The 17,299-nt window shown below is 50.5% G+C and carries 20 protein-coding genes and 1 tRNA gene; 4 read left to right on the top strand and 17 right to left on the bottom strand.

What is annotated here, in order from left to right:
* Positions 1-9 precede the first annotated feature (9 nt).
* The 3 genes from BLT51_RS05570 to BLT51_RS05560 form a co-directional block, all read right to left on the bottom strand.
* Entirely contained in the window at positions 10-858 is an 849-nt protein-coding gene (locus BLT51_RS05570; RefSeq protein ID WP_091280855.1) for a carbohydrate ABC transporter permease, read from the bottom strand.
* Complete coding sequence (locus BLT51_RS05565) at positions 855-1,730, bottom strand: carbohydrate ABC transporter permease (protein ID WP_091280853.1); 876 nt, start codon at positions 1,728-1,730, stop codon at positions 855-857. Before BLT51_RS05565 ends, BLT51_RS05570 begins: the two co-directional genes overlap by 4 nt.
* Positions 1,731-1,835: 105 nt before the next feature.
* Positions 1,836-3,188 carry an ABC transporter substrate-binding protein gene (locus tag BLT51_RS05560; RefSeq protein WP_197672568.1) on the bottom strand — a complete coding sequence of 451 codons (1,353 nt, stop codon included), beginning with the start codon at positions 3,186-3,188 and terminating at the stop codon, positions 1,836-1,838.
* A gap of 279 nt (positions 3,189-3,467) precedes the next feature.
* Here BLT51_RS05560 and BLT51_RS05555 point away from each other — a divergent pair, with 279 nt between their 5' ends.
* On the top strand, positions 3,468-5,630 hold the full coding sequence (locus tag BLT51_RS05555; protein ID WP_172801325.1) for an alpha-galactosidase: 2,163 nt from the start codon (positions 3,468-3,470) through the stop codon (positions 5,628-5,630).
* Positions 5,631-5,707: 77 nt separating this feature from the next.
* On the opposite strand, the gene BLT51_RS05550 is transcribed toward BLT51_RS05555, so the two are convergent.
* From BLT51_RS05550 to BLT51_RS05540, 3 genes are all read right to left on the bottom strand, one after another.
* A tRNA-Leu gene (locus BLT51_RS05550) sits at positions 5,708-5,789 on the bottom strand.
* Positions 5,790-5,896: 107 nt separating this feature from the next.
* The gene (gene bcp / locus BLT51_RS05545; protein WP_091280848.1) at positions 5,897-6,376 is read right to left on the bottom strand and encodes a thioredoxin-dependent thiol peroxidase; all 480 of its coding nucleotides are present in this window, start codon (positions 6,374-6,376) and stop codon (positions 5,897-5,899) included.
* Positions 6,377-6,414: 38 nt separating this feature from the next.
* Entirely contained in the window at positions 6,415-6,729 is a 315-nt protein-coding gene (locus BLT51_RS05540) for a hypothetical protein (protein WP_091280847.1), read from the bottom strand.
* Between the two features lie 128 nt (positions 6,730-6,857).
* On the opposite strand from BLT51_RS05540, the gene BLT51_RS05535 reads away from it, so the two are divergent.
* Positions 6,858-7,388 (top strand): NUDIX hydrolase family protein, encoded by a 531-nt coding sequence (locus BLT51_RS05535; protein ID WP_091280844.1) that lies wholly within the window; start codon positions 6,858-6,860, stop codon positions 7,386-7,388.
* A gap of 2 nt (positions 7,389-7,390) precedes the next feature.
* Here the strand turns inward: BLT51_RS05535 and rdgB are convergent, their stop codons facing one another.
* From rdgB to BLT51_RS05520, 4 genes are read right to left on the bottom strand one after another with little or no spacing between them, the layout of a single operon-like run.
* On the bottom strand, positions 7,391-8,011 hold the full coding sequence (rdgB, locus tag BLT51_RS05530) for an RdgB/HAM1 family non-canonical purine NTP pyrophosphatase (RefSeq protein WP_091280841.1): 621 nt from the start codon (positions 8,009-8,011) through the stop codon (positions 7,391-7,393).
* A 5-nt stretch (positions 8,012-8,016) separates the two neighbouring features.
* A complete protein-coding gene (gene rph, locus BLT51_RS05525; RefSeq protein ID WP_091280839.1) occupies positions 8,017-8,760 on the bottom strand; it encodes a ribonuclease PH in 744 nt (247 codons plus the stop codon).
* Positions 8,761-8,796: 36 nt separating this feature from the next.
* A complete protein-coding gene (locus BLT51_RS09100; protein WP_157672924.1) occupies positions 8,797-9,027 on the bottom strand; it encodes an ArsR family transcriptional regulator in 231 nt (76 codons plus the stop codon).
* Positions 9,020-9,262: a cupredoxin domain-containing protein gene (locus BLT51_RS05520; protein WP_091280836.1), complete on the bottom strand. Its 243-nt coding sequence runs from the start codon at positions 9,260-9,262 to the stop codon at positions 9,020-9,022. The genes BLT51_RS09100 and BLT51_RS05520 overlap by 8 nt, the downstream gene beginning before the upstream one ends.
* A 450-nt stretch (positions 9,263-9,712) precedes the next feature.
* Here BLT51_RS05520 and BLT51_RS05510 point away from each other — a divergent pair, with 450 nt between their 5' ends.
* Complete coding sequence (locus tag BLT51_RS05510) at positions 9,713-10,492, top strand: hypothetical protein (protein ID WP_172801324.1); 780 nt, start codon at positions 9,713-9,715, stop codon at positions 10,490-10,492.
* A gap of 97 nt (positions 10,493-10,589) precedes the next feature.
* Here BLT51_RS05510 and BLT51_RS05505 read toward each other — a convergent pair whose 3' ends face one another.
* From BLT51_RS05505 to clpS, 4 genes are read right to left on the bottom strand one after another with little or no spacing between them, the layout of a single operon-like run.
* Positions 10,590-11,390, bottom strand: a complete 801-nt coding sequence (locus BLT51_RS05505) for an MBL fold metallo-hydrolase (RefSeq protein ID WP_091280830.1) — start codon at positions 11,388-11,390, stop codon at positions 10,590-10,592.
* 13 nt (positions 11,391-11,403) lie between these two features.
* Positions 11,404-12,252: a glutamate racemase gene (gene murI, locus BLT51_RS05500; RefSeq protein ID WP_091280828.1), complete on the bottom strand. Its 849-nt coding sequence runs from the start codon at positions 12,250-12,252 to the stop codon at positions 11,404-11,406.
* Between the two features lie 10 nt (positions 12,253-12,262).
* A complete protein-coding gene (locus tag BLT51_RS05495; RefSeq protein ID WP_091280826.1) occupies positions 12,263-12,943 on the bottom strand; it encodes a DUF2017 family protein in 681 nt (226 codons plus the stop codon).
* Positions 12,943-13,230: an ATP-dependent Clp protease adapter ClpS gene (gene clpS, locus BLT51_RS05490; RefSeq protein WP_091280825.1), complete on the bottom strand. Its 288-nt coding sequence runs from the start codon at positions 13,228-13,230 to the stop codon at positions 12,943-12,945. The genes BLT51_RS05495 and clpS overlap by 1 nt, the downstream gene beginning before the upstream one ends.
* A gap of 85 nt (positions 13,231-13,315) precedes the next feature.
* Between clpS and BLT51_RS05485 the strand changes: the two genes are divergently transcribed.
* Positions 13,316-14,662, top strand: a complete 1,347-nt coding sequence (locus BLT51_RS05485; protein ID WP_091280822.1) for a nicotinate phosphoribosyltransferase — start codon at positions 13,316-13,318, stop codon at positions 14,660-14,662.
* Positions 14,663-14,714: 52 nt separating this feature from the next.
* On the opposite strand, the gene BLT51_RS05480 is transcribed toward BLT51_RS05485, so the two are convergent.
* From BLT51_RS05480 to BLT51_RS05470, 3 genes are all read right to left on the bottom strand, one after another.
* A complete protein-coding gene (locus BLT51_RS05480; RefSeq protein WP_091280821.1) occupies positions 14,715-16,511 on the bottom strand; it encodes a DEAD/DEAH box helicase in 1,797 nt (598 codons plus the stop codon).
* Entirely contained in the window at positions 16,508-16,873 is a 366-nt protein-coding gene (locus BLT51_RS05475; protein ID WP_091280818.1) for a DUF3039 domain-containing protein, read from the bottom strand. The genes BLT51_RS05480 and BLT51_RS05475 overlap by 4 nt, the downstream gene beginning before the upstream one ends.
* A gap of 124 nt (positions 16,874-16,997) precedes the next feature.
* Positions 16,998-17,279: an HU family DNA-binding protein gene (locus BLT51_RS05470; RefSeq protein ID WP_091280817.1), complete on the bottom strand. Its 282-nt coding sequence runs from the start codon at positions 17,277-17,279 to the stop codon at positions 16,998-17,000.
* Between the last annotated feature and the right edge of the window lie 20 nt (positions 17,280-17,299).

Here is a 17,299-nt window from a genome sequence, read left to right as displayed (position 1 = left end):
CTCCTTCAATTACTTAACCGCGCCTCCGGTAATACCGGAAATAATCTTACGTTGACCAACAACGAAGATGACCAACAATGGAATGGACATAAGGATAATGTAGGCAAATATGTAATGCCAGTTATTCAAGTACAAACCTGCGCTCGCAACGTTGTACAGGTTAAGGGGCAAGGTATCGAGCTTGCCGGACAGAATGAAAAGAGCGTAGAACACATCGTTCCAGATGTAGAGCACAACCAGGATTGTTGCTGATGCTAACGTAGGCATGAGCAATGGGAAGATAACTTTAAAGAAGATCTGCGTTGGTCCAGCCCCGTCGATTCGAGCGGCTTCCTCCAGCGAGTAGGGGATAGTGCGGACAAAACCAGTGATAAAGAAAATCACGATGGATAGATAGATTCCGGTATAGACCCCGATCATACCGATCGCAGTACCTGCCAAGCCTAAGATTTTAAGCAGTAGCATCATTGTCACTACCGATGGCGGCAATATCAGACCCGAAATGAATATCGTGTACAAGATAGCGTTTGCGCGTGAAGTTTTACGAGCAAAAATCCAGGCGGCCATCGACCCAAATAATAATGCGATGACAACTGATGGAACCGTAACGATAACGGATCCGAGGAAAGCTTTGAGCATCTTTCCTTCAGTCATAACAGCTACGAAATTTTCGAATAACTGCCAACTAGATGGTAAAGATAAATTCGGAGTAACTGCCTCTGCCTGGCTTTTTCCTGCAGTTACGAAGGCAACCCAAAATGGGATCGCTAAGAGAACGGCGATGACGACGAAAACAAGGACAGCATGTCGGATACGTTGTGCCCAGCTTCGCTTATGAATGATTGACGACGTGTTCACAGTACCTTATCCTCTCGTTTACGCAAGTATGTAATAACTGGAATAGCAATCACAGTAACAAGGACGAACAAAACAAAACTCATCGTAGTTGACTGTGCATAGAGACCTTTTCCGAATGTTCGCCAGATAAACAGGTTGAGGACTTCGGTAGAGCCACCGGGCCCACCGGCAGTCATTGCCTGAACAATATCGAACGAGTTCATTGATCCAAGAAGAGCTGTAGCAATATTGAAAGTTAAGGCCGGAGCAAGTAACGGGAACTTAATTTTCCAGAAAATTTGGGTGCGCGAGGCGCCGTCGATAGTAGCGGCCTCAATAACTTGAGAATCAATGGTTTTCAATCCGGCTAAGTAGGTGAGCATCGAAAAGCCCATCCATTTCCACGCATGAACAGCAGCAACTAAAACGATTGTCCAACGCGGAGATCCTAGCCACTGAATTGCGACGTCGTGTCCGAGGAAGAACGACAAAATCTGGTTAAACACGCCATCTGTTTTCAATAGCGCCTGCCAGATGTAGCCGGCAGCTAGCGCAGACATAATCACTGGAATGAAGAATAGGGTGCGGCCGAAGCGGTTGAGCCGGGTATCGTCTTCGAATAATACTGCCAGTCCAAGGCCAAAAATATTTTGGAAAATCGCAACAAGAACCGCGTAAACAATCGTTACGCGTATATCGGCAAGCAGGGTACCTGATGCAAAAAGCTCGTAAATATTATCAAGGCCGTTGAATTCAATTGTCTTGTTAAAAGCTGACCAATTAGTGAATGCGTATGCAAAATTCATTATCGTTGGCACGATAAAAAACATAGTCAGGATGATTCCGGCAGGAACCAGATAATACAGCGGGTAACTGCGTTTGTGCCGATTCATAGCAACCTCGATGCGATCAATATAAGTGTCTTTAATTTATGTGCGGGGACAGCGCTAGGGCACTGTCCCCGCACATGGGTTTCCAATGGAGAGGAGAATTATTTATTAGAAGCCCTTAACTCCTTGAGCCTTAGCTAACTGAGCAAACTGATCCTGAGTTGCTTTAGCTGCTTCCTCGGCTGTTACAGTTCCATTGACCATGTTGGCCAAGTTGAGGTACAGATCCGGATTTGCAACTGCCAGCGACTGCATCGATCCTTGAGCATTCTCAAGGGACTTTGCCGAATCGATCAAAGCCTGTGGGACCGAATCTGGAGTCTCTACCGTGGAAAGTACTGAGACAATGTTTTGATCCTTAACAAAAGCCTCATATCCATCTGACATCCAGAAATTGAGGAATTGACGAGCTGCGGCTTCGCGCTTGTCATCTCCAGTCTTGAATGCAACCACGCCACCAGTTTGTTGCGGAATGGAAGTACCCATGGTGCTTTGTTTGGAAATCGGGAAGAAACCGATCTTCTGATCTAGAGCCTGCTTATCATTACCTGCAAGGGCTTGGATTGCTCCAAAAGCACCGTTAGCTTGGATGATCATGGCGGTCTTGCCTTCCCACAAAGCCGATGTCTGCTCGTCAAACTTTGCCGATCCAGCATCCTTGTTGTACAAGCCATCGTCAAACATGCGTTGATATTCCTTGATAGCTCCGAGAATGTCAGGGCCTTCGAACGAATCCTTGTTCTCATTGATCCGATCCCATAGACCGTCCTTAGCAGCATCAGCAAGTTGGACGTTTACCGCCCACTGAGTGCCCCACTGGTCACCAGCCATCTCAAACAATGGTGACTCGACTCCTGGAATGTTAGCATCGCGAATCTTTTCCGCATCAGCAATGAATTCTTTCCAGTTCTGTGGCATCTCAGTGATGCCAGCCTTTTCAAAGACTTCCTTGTTGTAGTAGATACCTTCTACGTCCGGCGAAGAGATGAGAACAGCATACCGCTTTCCATCGATTTCCCCGCCAGCTTCCGAAATTCCTTTATTATAGTTAGAAAGGAAAGGCGCATTGTCGAGTACCTGCAATTTATCTTGCGCAACAAAACCAGCCAAAGCTGACGATGTTGGCTGCCAGAGCAACAGATCCGGGGTGTCCCCTGTTGTTACTTTCGTCTGGACATTGGACTCGTAATTATCTGGGATAGTTTCAATCTTGACTTTGGCACCAGTGGCCTTTTCAAATTCTTCGGCTACTTTAGCCGGAATCTTGTTCGATGTCTGAGCAGCCCAGATAGTAAGTTCTGTTCCATCGAGCTTATTCGTTGCTGCCGGCCAGTAATCGGTAGCGGTTGTATCAGCCACATCAGAACTAGTTGCTGTTGGATTATTTGCGCAACCTGCGAGAGACAACGCCGCAACCATAGCCACTACTGTGGTACTTTTCCACATCTTCTTGCGATTCATGCCTTCCTCCTTGAAGGGTATGATCTTAAACCTTATGGAACGGTACGAAGATTTCGCGTCCATAGAAATATGATACATGGTATCGGTTCCATAGCAAGAGGTTTTAATAAAATCCCCGTTAAATCAACACTTTTATTCTTCTCTGGTTATCCATCAGTAAAAATAGTGGTAGCCTTTTCATATCTGCCATATGTAACTGATAGTCCTGCGGTTGAGTATGCTTAGATACTCCCCTATTAACCGCTGGAAACATGACAATAGCTACTTGGAGTGATGACGATGAATGCCACTAGTAATGACATTGTGCTACACCAGCCACTGCCAACCGGAACCGAAGCGCCTATCGAGGCACCTCGCACCGCCGTCGTCATATCCCAAACTCCCACGTTGCCCACAATCACATACTGGGGACGCGACTTCGATGCACAAGTGCATTCATCCCTTTTCTTCTCGCAAGCCGCCCAACTGATTAACGCCGGCATCGATCAAGCAGAATATGCATCGCTGATGCCATTGCAGTCCCAAGGCTGGTCCGGCACCCCCATGCTTACCCTCACCCGAGACGGCAAAGTCCTCTTTCCTGACTTTCGAGTAACAAACCATGAGTCCACGGACTCCTCATACACTTTTACCGCAGAGGGCGACGACGTCGAACTAAGCGTCACGCTAAGTATTGATAGCAGTGGCCTACTGGTTCAACAAGCGACAATCACCAACGTAGGAAACAGTATGCTCGGAGTCAACCGCCTGCGGCTGGCATTCCCAGTTCCGTCCACAGCACGCGAACTATTAACTTTTACCGGACATCATCTACGTGAGCGTGCTCCGCAACGGCACAACTTCGAGCAAGGCTTTTTCTCACAAGAATCCTGGATCGGCCGGCCCGGCTTCTCCTCCGGCTTCCTTTTCTGCGCCGGGATTCCCGGATTCGACTTCACCCACGGCACTGTTTACGGCGTGCATACCGCATGGAGCGGCAATACCGGACACTTTGCCGAACGAACCGCTTATACGCATGGGATACTCGGTGGCGAAGAGCTACTTTATCCGGGAGAGATCGAGCTTAACCCCGGCGAAAGCTACACCTCTCCCCGACTCATTGGTTCCTGGGGAGAGGGCTTAACTGAGCTATCATCACGATTCCACCACCATCTGCGCCTCGCTCATGCAAATTTCCGAACTGGCACTCGACGGCCAATCACACTAAACACTTGGGAAGCAGTCTATTTTCGGCAAAAGCCACAGACGTTGACCAGTCTTGCCAGCATGGCAGCGGATATGGGGATAGAACGCTTTGTCGTTGACGACGGCTGGTTTAGAGGCCGCCACGATGACTTCGCTGCGCTCGGCGATTGGGAAGTCGACTATGGCGTGTGGCCAGATGGTCTTGCTCCGCTAGCGGATCACGTCCATGCTAACGGAATGGAATTCGGTCTTTGGTTCGAACCAGAGATGATATCCCTCAATTCTGATCTAGCTCGTGCACATGCCGATTGGATTCTCCGGCCAAGCAACGATCGTCTACCGTTGCCCGGACGCCACGAATACGTTCTCGATTTGGCGAATCCGCAAGCCTTCGCCTACATTCTTGATCATATTTCCGCGCTCATTGAGCAGGTGGGTATCGACTACATCAAATGGGATCACAATCGTTTCATTACTGAGGCCATCTCGCCTTATACTGGACGTCCAGCCGTCCATGATCAAACTTTGGCGTACTACCAACTGGTTCGCCAGCTACATGAAAAGTTCCCTGAGCTAGCAATCGAAAATTGTGCTTCTGGCGGTGGTCGCGTTGACTTGCAGATTAGTGAACTCACGCATTCGGTGTGGACATCCGATTGCACAGATCCAATCGAACGCGCCGACATTCAACGTTACACCTCGTTGCTCCTGCCACCCGAGATGCTGGGTGCTCACATTTCGGCTTCGCCATCGCACCAAACCGGCCGAACAACAACGTTGACTACCCGCACTGCTGTTGCGTTCCCCTACGGCTTTGGCTTTGAACTAGATCTAACTCAATTAAGTGACCTAGATCGATGGCTTAGTGGCGAATGGGTTACGCTACATAAGAAAGCGATTACTGAGCCGATGCAGAGTGTCCACGGCGACACAATCGATCCAGCCGTCCGCGTTGACGGCGTGGTATCTCAAGACAAAACCTATGGCTTATTTACTATCTGCCAGCTTGCAAGCTCAGCAGACTACCCTATTCGCCCAGTATCGTTACCTGGTTTGCGTTCGGATTTAATATACCGTGTTCGACCATTTGGTGGTGCGAAAAGATACGGGGATTCCGACGTCGCCGGCCGGCCAGCACCACAATGGTGGAACGACGAGGGCACGCTAGTTCCCGGACAAGTCTTAGCAGCCTGGGGAATACGGTCCAAGCATATTTTCCCGAACAACGCTGTCATGGTTGAAGTGCAAGCGGTATAAGACCACGATACGCACTGGACCGTGTCCTAGTTTTTGGAAATCAATAGCATATCGTTGATACATCAACGTTTTAAAAGTGCGCGAGGAGGGACTTGAACCCTCACACCCGAAGGCACCAGAACCTAAATCTGGCGCGTCTGCCAATTCCGCCACTCGCGCGTGATGTAACCATAAAGATCGTTACCGGTCTAGCATACATAACTGATCTGCTGGACTCAAAATCGTATCAGTAATGCTGACGTAGATCACATCACAGGTTTCTGACGTCACTCGTCGATTCCCAGTTCCCGGCGGACACGTGCAACATGTCCCGTTGCCTTCACGTTGTAAAAAGCGTGTGAAACTGTACCATCTTTGGCAACCACAACAGTAGAGCGAATCACACCACGAAGAATACGGCCATAGTTTTTCTTTTCACCATAGGCTCCCCAAGCTTCGAGAACTTCCTTCGATGGATCCGAAGCTAACGGAAAATTCAAATTCTTCTTAGTTGTGAACTTTTCTAGCGACTCAACTTTGTCTGGCGACACCCCGATCACCGAATAGCCTGCGCTCTTCAACGAGTTCTCTGAATCTCGGAAGTCACATGCTTGGGTGGTACAACCGGGTGTCATAGCCCGCGGATAGAAGTAGACGATCACGCCTTTATCTGCCTTGGATAGCTCTTCCGACAGTGATACTTTTCCACCGCCGAGTGTATCGAGAGTAAAATCTGGAGCCTTCTGTCCTACTTCTAAACGTGCCATGATGTTCTCCTTAAAACGTTCCTAGCTTCACTTCTACCCTACTCGCCCGAGAACGTAGCAAGCAGGTCCAGTGAGACTATGAGCGTAAAAAGGATGAAGCCGAAGATCATTGGAATGAGGCCAAAGGGCGTAGGAAAAAGTAAACCAGCACCTAACGCTGCGGTTGCACACAAGTTCATCGAATCGCGACGCCACCCCCAAGCTCCCACTCCAACCATAATCGAGGCTAAAGCTCCGATAAGAAGACCAGTGGTGTTGCCGTGAGCAGCAATGATCGTGTACCACCCAAGCACAACCATAACTCCGATAAAGACTAAAGACACAATCATCATGGGACGTTCAAACGCACGCATATTTACCTCCACAGTACGCCAACGACGCACGTTCGCCGTCGTCGAATAATTTCTCTTCTTTATCCTACCGTGTTCACCAGCGGCACAACATCGGCCACAGCCCGTCTTCAAACTGGCACAATCAAAGTATGAGTGAAATTGCTTCTGATGATATGGGACCATGGCTTTCGCCGGAAGAACTCGAGTTTGTCCGAAACAAAGTGCCGATGCTTTACGTAGACATTATTCCAGTACGCATCGATGACGCCGGACGTATCGAAGCAATCGGTCTACTCTTATCTGCCAAAGACGTTGGTATCACTCGATCGATTATCTCCGGCCGGGTGTTGTTCCACGAATCTATCCGGGACGCCATTATTCGTCATATTGACAAAGATCTTGGACTTATGGCATTGCCACAGCTTCCGGCATGTTTGACGCCGTTCACTATTGGCGAGTACTTCCCTACTCCAGGCGAAGGTTGGCACGATCCACGTCAACACGCAGTTTCACTTGCGTATATTATTCCGGTGGCTGGAGATTGTTCTGCCAGTGCCGATGCGTTGGAGATCACTTGGTTTCCACCACGCGATCTCCTCACTACATCGTTACAGTCAGAAATCGTTTCCACTCATCTACCACTGATTAAGCGAGCACTCGCCCATCTTGGAATCGAATAGGCTCACTGAAAAACGTGGCGTGCGATGATCGGACCAAGCTCTGCGAATGCCCGGCCGCGATGCGAGATACTGTTCTTTTGCGCGGGCGTTAGTTCAGCTGCAGTGACGTCGTAACCGTCTGGCTGGAAGATCGGATCGTATCCAAAACCGCCTGCACCTACAGCTTCATAGCGTAGCGTTCCGGCCATGCGACCCTCGCGAACAAATTCTTGACCGTCTGGCATTACCAGCGCAGCAGCACACGCAAAATGAGCAGACCGATATTCGGGCAACACATCGCTTAACTGAGCGAGTAACAAATCCAAGTTGGCCTGATCGTTACCGTGTTGACCGCTCCAGCGTGCCGAGAAAACTCCTGGCGCACCGCCGAGAACGTCCACGCAGATTCCGGAATCGTCGGCGACTGCCGGGATGCCGGTTGCTTGGGCAATTTGCCGAGCTTTAATCAGCGCATTGCCAGCAAATGTTACAGCATCTTCTACCGGTTCGGGCACATCGAGATCAGCAGCCGAATGGATTGTAGTTAAATCGATCCCGGGCAAAAAAGAAGCCAGAATATCCCGCAATTCACCAACTTTATGGGCGTTTCGGGTAGCAAGAATAAGACGCGGTTGAGTTCCCATCGTCGTTATTTCTCCGTTAGAACCGCAGTTTGCTTGGCAGTGAGCTCCTGACAACCCTTTGTTGCTAAATCAAGCAAGACTCCCAGTTCAGTGCGATCAAATGGTTCACCCTCGGCAGTACCTTGGACTTCAACGAATTTTCCAGAACCAGTCATCACAACGTTCATATCTGTCTCTGCACGTACGTCTTCCTCGTAGGGCAGATCAAGACATGGCACGCCGTCGATAATGCCGACTGAAATTGCTGCCACCGAGTCCTTCAGCACCGGCTTACCGGCACGCGGCTTAATGTGTCCCTGTGCGATCCCCCACGCAACTGCGTCTGCCAGTGCAACGTAAGCGCCAGTAATAGATGCGGTACGGGTTCCGCCGTCGGCCTGCAAAACGTCACAGTCAAGCACAATTGTGTTCTCTCCCAGGGCACTCATATCAACGACGGCACGCAAGGCACGTCCGACTAGGCGGGAAATTTCTTGAGTACGGCCCGAGACTTTTCCTTTGACTGACTCGCGCTGGTTACGGGTGGAGGTTGCACGTGGCAACATGGCATATTCTCCAGTTACCCAGCCTTCCCCAGAATCTTTGCGCCACCGCGGAACACCTTCAGTAAAGGACGCAACACACAGCACTTTGGTGTTACCAAATTCGACAAGGACAGAGCCTTCGCCAGCATCAAGGAAATTACGGGTAATTTTTACTGGGCGAAGTTCATCGGTTGAGCGACCGTCGGCGCGAGAAAAAGTAGTCATGGAATTAGTCTACCCGGGTACGTATCGGTCCGCAGACTACCGCAGGCCGAGCCGAGACATACCCTCGTCGGACAGCCTCATAGTGACGGGACGTTGAGACACCACTTCTACCCATCCTTCTTCTGCAAGATGCTTAATGTGACGGCTGATCGTAGGAGTCGATTTCTTTACGTGGTGTTCTAATTCTCGACGTTCCATCGCAGTCCCACCGGAAAACAATTCTGCTTGGGCAAGAACCCATAAAATCGTCGAACAATCATTATCCACCTCGATGAACTGTTTGCAGTACGGGGTCTTTTTGATCAATATGGGAGATAACATACGACTCAGACAAGCGCGCTAATTTCTGCAACATTGATTCTAGACCCGCCATTATTTTCTGTTCCGGCCGAAAACCCGTATGTATGACTTTCTGAGATGTGGTGATCACTTGCACTGGTCGGGTACGGAATAGCTTCCCATCTGGAACATCTGCTTTATCGTCTTCCTCTTCAGTTACCACACCATAAATAGCTCGAATGTCTGCCGGAGTTCGAAGTGCTGATTATTCAGGATTATCAGCCAAACCCGCTGTCGCATATCAAAAGTATTTCACACCCAATTCCATAAATCCGGCAATATTACCTAGTTAGCTTTGAGGAAATATGATATATTTAATGTGACCCAGTTAACTTTATAGGAGGAAAAATGAAGTCTATACATCACGAAAAATCAAGCATTGTCCGCAGTAAAATTGTTGTAATTACTCTCCTAGGTTTGAGTACAGTCGCCTCATATCTCGCTACGATGGAAAAATTCCATAGATATGCAGCTTCCTTCAGCATTATCGCACTAGTCTTTATGACACTTGCCCTCACCTACGCTGTAGCGAAAATATCTCATATTATGTCCCGCACTAAACTATATATTATTGTCGCCGCGGCCGTCTTAGCCGGTATCTTAGCGTCCTTTCTTGTCTCCCCCCCCCTATCTAGAATCTGATCGTCCAGTACAAGCTCAAACGCGCAGTTCCACGGCAAACATTCAAGAAGGAATTTCAAGTATAGGTACCAGTGCAGTAACAGCTAAAACTAATACTAATGTTGAGAGCTCTAAGCTCATCGAAACGTTACCAATGGTGAATCTCGACAGTCCACTTTCTTCTATATCCGCAGGACATGAAGCAATGTCGATAGCATCTGACCTCCGCAGACTTCCAGAAGACGAATCATCCTCCCTCACAGTCCAAGCAAAAATGTTAAACTACATGCCAAACTCCCTAGAATCACTAGACTGGGATAGAGCGGATGCTTTTAGCTACAAAAACACTCGACTGATCTCAGTTCCGTTAAGCGGACCAGAAGATCTTCTCGCAGTTAATCGTGTAGTTTTTTATTTCGAACAAGATGAGATCCACACTACTGAAATATATACAACAATCAAGGACGCACATAATGCCAATGTAAAATCTTGGGCTGACAACGAACTAATCCACAATAAAAATATCGAATTACCATCCGAAACTGAAGCTCAAAATACAACTGAGATCACTTTAGCTGGCCTTGATTGGAATAAGCTGAACGACTGTTTGGGTAGACTACACATCAACAGCTGGGTAGCTGGCACGATCGCTTTTGTATGCGGTGCAGCATGCGCCGCCACATTTGGTGGAGGATGTGTATTTTGTGTTGGACTTGCAACCGGAATCAAGTCCGCAGATCTTGTCACATGCATCTCTCACTCATGGACATAAAACTACTCAAACACCCGACATACGGCTCTGACACTAGTGAGGCCTAGCTTTACTGGCCAGGCCTCACTAGCTACTCAACTACTTGGCTTACCTTGGGCTAGAGGGTGTAGACATCCCCAGCACTAGCCACGTGAACATCGCCGTCGAAAACACTGCGCGCGTCTGCCGCATTCTTCCTAGGATTCGTCCATGGTTGCAGATGCGTGAGTACCAAACGCTTCGCACCGGCTTCAGCTGCCATCTGTCCAGCTCGCACACCCGTTAGGTGCACTCCGCGAACCGTATCACGCCCTTCTTCGAACGCTGCTTCAGAAAGAACAAGATCGGCGTCGCGTTCGGCGTCGATAACGCTGTCGCAGGTATCGGTGTCTCCAGTAAAGGTGAGAACGGCCGGTCGGCCCAGGTCCGGGTCTTCAGAAGGTCCGGTAATCCGTAACGATAAGGCTGGTACCGTGTGATAGGCGGCGAAGAATTCAACGCTGAACGGACCAACATGAACAATATTTCCCGGCCCAACGGCGTGAAAATCGAATTCAGTTTCATAGGTTTCAGCCGGATCATCAGCTGACAGTCCCCGAACTCGCGCGGCCCCATCGCCAGGAGAATATACCGGTATCTGTGGCAATGCACCCTCGGGATACCAGCGTCGGTATACCTGCATACCTACCATGTCTGCACAATGATCAGCATGAAGATGCGAAAAGAACATTGCATCTATCATCGCGGGATCAACATAGCGCAACAACCGTCCCATCGCTCCTGGCCCAAAATCAAGCACGATCGAGAACGTTCGTTGCAGTCCTGACTCATCTTTGCCTTCGGCTTGGAGTAAATACGACGACGCCGGCGAATCTTTGCCAGACATCGAACCAGAGCAACCAATAATTGTGAGTTTCACTTAAAGCGTCTCCTCAAGAGGCGGGATTAGGGTGAGCAGATGGAATGTCAACATGCGAAACATGAGATACCTTTGGGCCTAAGAACCGGCGAGCCAAGACCCGGAATGAATCATCAGCGCCGGTCACATTAAACTGATAAATCGGCTTTTCTGAACTTGGGGCACGTAACAGATCTGATTCAGTCAGTCCCCGATAGACATCTTTCGCAGTCTCATCAGCAGATGAAACCAGCAGAACATCCTCGCCCATCACGTAACCAATAGCACCAGAAAGGAACGGATAGTGCGTACATCCAAGAACCAATGTGTCCACGCCGGCTACTTTGATTGGTGCTAAATAGTCTCTGGCGGTATTCATCAGATCAGCACCGGTAGTTATACCTGCTTCTGCAAATTCTACGAATCGTGGGGCCACAGCGGAGGTTATCTGCAGATCAGGAACAGCCGCAAACGCATCCTCATAAGCCCCAGATCGGATCGTCGCTTGGGTAGCAATCACGCCAACTTTTCCATTACGAGTGGCGCGGACTGCTGCTCGCGCCGCGGGACGGATCACTTCAACAACCGGGATTCCCTGTTGAACGGTGTACCGCTCCCGAGCGTCATGCAAAACTGCTGACGATGCAGTATTACATGCAATCACCAGCATTTTTACGCCGGTTGCAACCAGATGATCCATCACATTCAACGCTAGTTCACGCACTTGCGCAATCGGGCGCGGGCCATACGGGCAATTAGCTGTATCACCAATATAGGTCACTGATTCGTTCGGGAGCTGATCAATAATGGCGCGCGCAACAGTCAGGCCCCCGACCCCGGAATCGAAGACCCCAATCGGGGCGTCATTGCGTGCACTATTCATACTGTCAATTTTACCCGCGAAGCGACTTATGGCGAACTGCGCTTATCAGTGACTCTTGCCACCAGGTCACCATGGCATAAAGCACAGCCATCATATCTTCTTGAGTTTCTATCGGCGGTAAGCCAGATGTGTCACGCGAACTCGTCCCGGTGAAAACCCCAGCCCGCTCATAGATACGTGCCGCATCGTCGTCGTCAGCGATCTCTAGCCGCATCGACAACACCAACCGAATATCGTTCATTGCCGCCAACCACGCAGGTGCCGCATCATTCGTAATCGTGACATCCATAATGCCTTCTGGGATAGCAGACAACGTCTCATACATTGACACTAGATGATCGATCTTCGTTGCAGCCACGCTCTCTTCGGTAATAGCCCGAAGCTCAGCGGCTAGTTCGGGGTCTTCACTCATATCCGGCAGTAGCCGTTCTAACGCATCATCCATCGGCAAATCAGGAACCGTAAACAGGTTTTCATCGCCGTCGTCTTCTACCCGTTTTTCGATAGCTGTGAACTGATCTTCGAAAGCCGCAAATGGATCCTCGGCAATTCGTTGCCGGCGATCCAGTTCGCGATCAACGTGCGACCCAAGAATCACCACAACGTCCGATGCCAGCCCCATCATCATGGCCCGCTCTTCGTCATCTAGTTGGGCCTCATATCCCCCGCGTACCGCCAAAAATGCGCGCATCAGTCCTCCTGTTCTAAGGTTGCTCGCAGGCCATATCCGTGGAGCGCCTGAACATGGCGTTCCATCGATTCACGCCCGCCACTAGCAACCACTGCCCGTCCCTCTCGATGAACCGTTAGCATCCGAGCACGCGCTACGGTTGGTGTCATCCCAAAATAAGTTTCGAAAACCCACTGGACATAGGTCATCAGGTTAACGGGATCATTATGGACAACAGTGCGCCACTGAGCTTCAGGCAAACCATGCTCAGCGGGTGCACTGTGAGTTTCAGGAACAGAATTAGTCACGTTTCTAGTCTACGCGATTAGTCCAGAGGGCGAAAACACAGCTTGTTTGGTAGATTTTTTGTCCATTCCCGCCTACGGTTAAACTATGAAACATTCTTTGAGTACCGCTCTGCTAACGGATATGTATGAGCTGACAATGATCGAGTCAGCTTTCGAAACTGGGCGCGCTGAATTACCGTGCGTCTTCGAAGTATTTGGCCGCCGTCTCCCCGGTTCACGGCGTTACGGTGTAGTCGCGGGCACGGGACGTATTTTAGAAGCTCTGCAAGATTTCACGTTTGACGACGACGAAATTGCCTACTTGCGTGATGCCCATGTTGTTGGCGAGCGCACCTTGGAGTTTTTGAAGAACTGGCGTTTTACTGGAGATATTTATGGGTATGCCGAAGGTGAATGTTACTTCCCGTACTCGCCGTTACTTACGGTAGTCGGCACTTTTGCAGAGTGTGTTGTACTGGAAACTCTCGTTTTGTCGATCTTGAATTATGATTCAGCGGTGGCGACGGCGGCCTCGCGAGTGACGATTGCGGCACACGATCGCCCATGCTTAGAGATGGGGGCACGCCGCACCCATGAATACAGCGCAGTTGCGGCAGCCCGTGCAGCGGTTATTGGGGGTTTCGTGGGAACTTCTGATCTGGAAGCTGGACGCCGGTACGGCATTTCGACGATTGGCACGGCAGCGCACTCGTTTACTTTGCTTCATGATTCCGAAGATGAGGCGTTTGCGGCTCAGATCCGCACTCTTGGTCCGAACACTACATTGCTTGTGGACACCTACAACATTCACGACGGCGTAGAGAAGGCAGTTGCGGCAGCACGCGCAGCTGGCGGCGAGCTCGGCGCGGTTCGTATCGATTCTGGTGATTTGGTTGCCCAAGCGTTCCAAGTTCGTGCTCAACTAGACGAATTAGGTGCAACGACGACGAAGATCACCGTCACCTCAGACTTGGACGAGTACGCTATTGCGGCATTGAACGCTGCTCCGGTGGACGCCTACGGCGTCGGCACAAAGCTTGTGACGGGGTCTGGTCATCCTACAGCGCAGCTCGTGTATAAGTTAGTGGCGCGCAAGGACGAAGAAACAGATACCTGGATTGGAGTCAGTAAGCGGTCTGAGTCTAAGACCTCTCGTGGTGGACTAAAGGTTGCTGGCCGCAAGTACGATGTCACCGGCCGAGCCACTGCAGAATTAATCGTCACTGTCGATGATTTCGAAGACGGAATTGCTTACCTTAAGGAACAAGGTGCTCGCCCACTTCAAGTTATCTTGGTGTCTGGTGGCGATATTCAAGATGAATATATGAACGCTACTGCGTTGGGCCGAGCCGCCGAACGTCATCGTTCTTCTCGCGCTGCACTGCCATACAACGCATGGCGTCTGTCCGAAGGTGAGCCTGGTATTCGGACCGAATTCGTCGATATTCGATAATTTACACATACCAAATAATTGGGTGGGTAGTATCAGCTACCCACCCAATTATTTATTTACGCCCAACAAACCAGCGCTGCAACTGAGCGATACGTGCCTCGATCTGTTCCAGCGAGGCACGAGCTACTTCTGGCCCACCACACGCATTGCGCAGATCAGTGTGGATAAGAGCGTGTGCTCTCCCAGTTTTCGCCGAATATGCTGACACGATTTTTGATAATTCTTGCCGTTTTTCCCGACGACGACGCGAATTCATCACCGGAGCCGTACCAGATGCGGGACGCTTAGCGGCTTTACTTTGTTGATCATGCTGATGTTGGCGCAACAAGGTGGCAACGTCGTCGGGCTCCAGCAACCCCGGAATGCCCAAGAAATCAGCTTCCTCATCCGAGCCGACTTCTGCCCACGAGCCGAAATCGTCGCCGTCAAAGACGACCTTATCGAAGGTAGCTGCCGCCGAAAGTGCCCGATACCCGGGGCCTTCCAAATCATCAGAAGCTTTCTCTTCACGGTTAGCTTCTGCCAAGGATTCGTCATCCCAGCCTTGTTGCTCTTCGTCAGATGACGGTTTATTCAGCGCATGGTCTCGTTGGGCTTCCAGCTCCCCGGCGAGCCCCAGTAGCCGAGGCACCGATGGTAAAAATACCGACGCTGTCTCGCCACGCTTGCGAGAACGCACGAAACGGCCAATTGCCTGGGCGAAAAAGAGTGGCGTCGAAGCAGACGTTGCATATACTCCTACGCACAAGCGTGGAACGTCCACTCCCTCAGATACCATGCGTACCGCCACCATCCATCGGCTGGTACCGGCAGAAAACTGGGCGATTTTATCTGAGGCAGTGTTGTCATCCGAGAGCACCACAGTAGTTTTTTCGCCAGTGATTTTATCTAGAAGTCCAGCGTATGCTTTCGCGGTTTTGTGATCGGTCGCGATTACTAGGCCACCAGCGTCGGGAACGCTTCGCCGAACGACGTTTAACCGTTCATCGGCTGCTTTAAGCACAGCTTGAATCCATTCACCGCTCGGGTCCAGAGCCGTGCGCCAAGCTTGCGCGATCAGATCTTTTGTGAGGGGTTCGCCAAGCGTTGCTTCCATCACTTCGCCATGCTTGGTTTGCCACTGCATATTGCCGGTATAAGACATAAACATGACTGGACGGACCACGAAATCACGTAAGGCTTCGGCATAACCATAGGTGTAGTCTGCCTTTGAGCGATAAACGCCGTCACCATCAGGCTCATAGGTCACGAATGGGATAGCCGACGTATCCGAACGGAACGGTGTTCCAGTAAGGCTTAGCCGATGCTTCGCTACCGAAAATGCCACCCGGATAGCGTCACCCCATGAAAGATTATCGCCACCGTGGTGCACCTCGTCCAAAATAACTAGCGTTTTTCGCGAGGCAATACGCTGGCGATGGAACATCGGCGCACGGGCCACCTGTGCGTACGTCACGCAGGCACCGTTAAACGACGAACCTAAACCGATATTCGAGTTCGAAAAATCCGGGTCTAGCTGTAAGCCTACTCGGGCGCCAGCTTCCGCCCACTGGTATTTCAAATGCTCAGTTGGTGCGACCACAACGATTTCATTGACCTCGCGGCGGGCCATCAGCTCCGTGGCAACGCGAAGAGCGAAGGTCGTTTTTCCAGCACCTGGAGTAGCCACGGCCAGAAAATCCTGTGGCATAGTTGCCATAAACTGCTCTAGCGCTGCCGCCTGCCAGGCACGCAAAGACCCCGCAGTACCCCACGCCGCACGACGCGGGAATACCGGAGGAAGATTTTCAGCTGCCGAAACAGACGCAGTTTGTGGCGTGTGTGCTGAGCCTTTCAGCTCAGAACTCATTGTTCGCCCCCAGCGCCGTTGCCTGATCCTCCCTTACCTGGAACATTGGGACCGAACGGCCAACTATTGCCCATATTCCCCATCTGCTCATAGATTGCTTTGCATGTAGGACACAGCGGGTACTTATCTGGGTTACGCACAGGTGTCCACACTTTCCCACACAAGGCCACCACTGGGCCACCTTCAACAGCTGATTGCACAATACGATCTTTGCGAACGTAATGAGCGAACCGTTCATCATCGCCCGGTGCTTTTTGTTCTTCGGTATGTTCAAGAACAGCAGTAGTTGACGATGGATTCAGGCTTGGTGCTTGTGGCTGACCAGGCTCAGAAGGACGAGCATTCGGATCTGAAATAGACATACATCTAGTTTAACGTAGGCATCGGGTAACGTTATTGGCCTAGCATGTGACGTCATACGCCGAGCATAAAATCAGGGCAGTATCAATGTGATGCTGCCCTGATTTTACGTCTAGAACGACTAGATCACTTAGCAACAGCCTTCTTCAAGGTTGAACCAGCAGAGATCTTGACGCCGTAACCGGCTGGGATCTTGATTTCTTCGCCGGTACGTGGGTTGCGGCCCTTGCGCTCTGCACGCTCGGTACGCTCAACGGACATGAGACCGGTAATCTTCACTGCTTCGCCCTTGGCAAGGGAATCAACGAGAACGGACTGTAGTGCAGACATAGCCTTATCAGCGTCAGTCTTGGTGATGCCAGCTTCTTCAGCAATCTTGGCAATAAGCTCTGTACGGTTGAGGGACATAGTTCTTCCTCCAAATCGAA

It is taken from the genome of Arcanobacterium phocae, from assembly GCF_900105865.1.
GTDB lineage: Bacteria > Actinomycetota > Actinomycetes > Actinomycetales > Actinomycetaceae > Arcanobacterium > Arcanobacterium phocae.
Note: the sequence above shows the minus strand (reverse complement) of the source record. Positions and strands in the feature narration are given on the sequence as shown.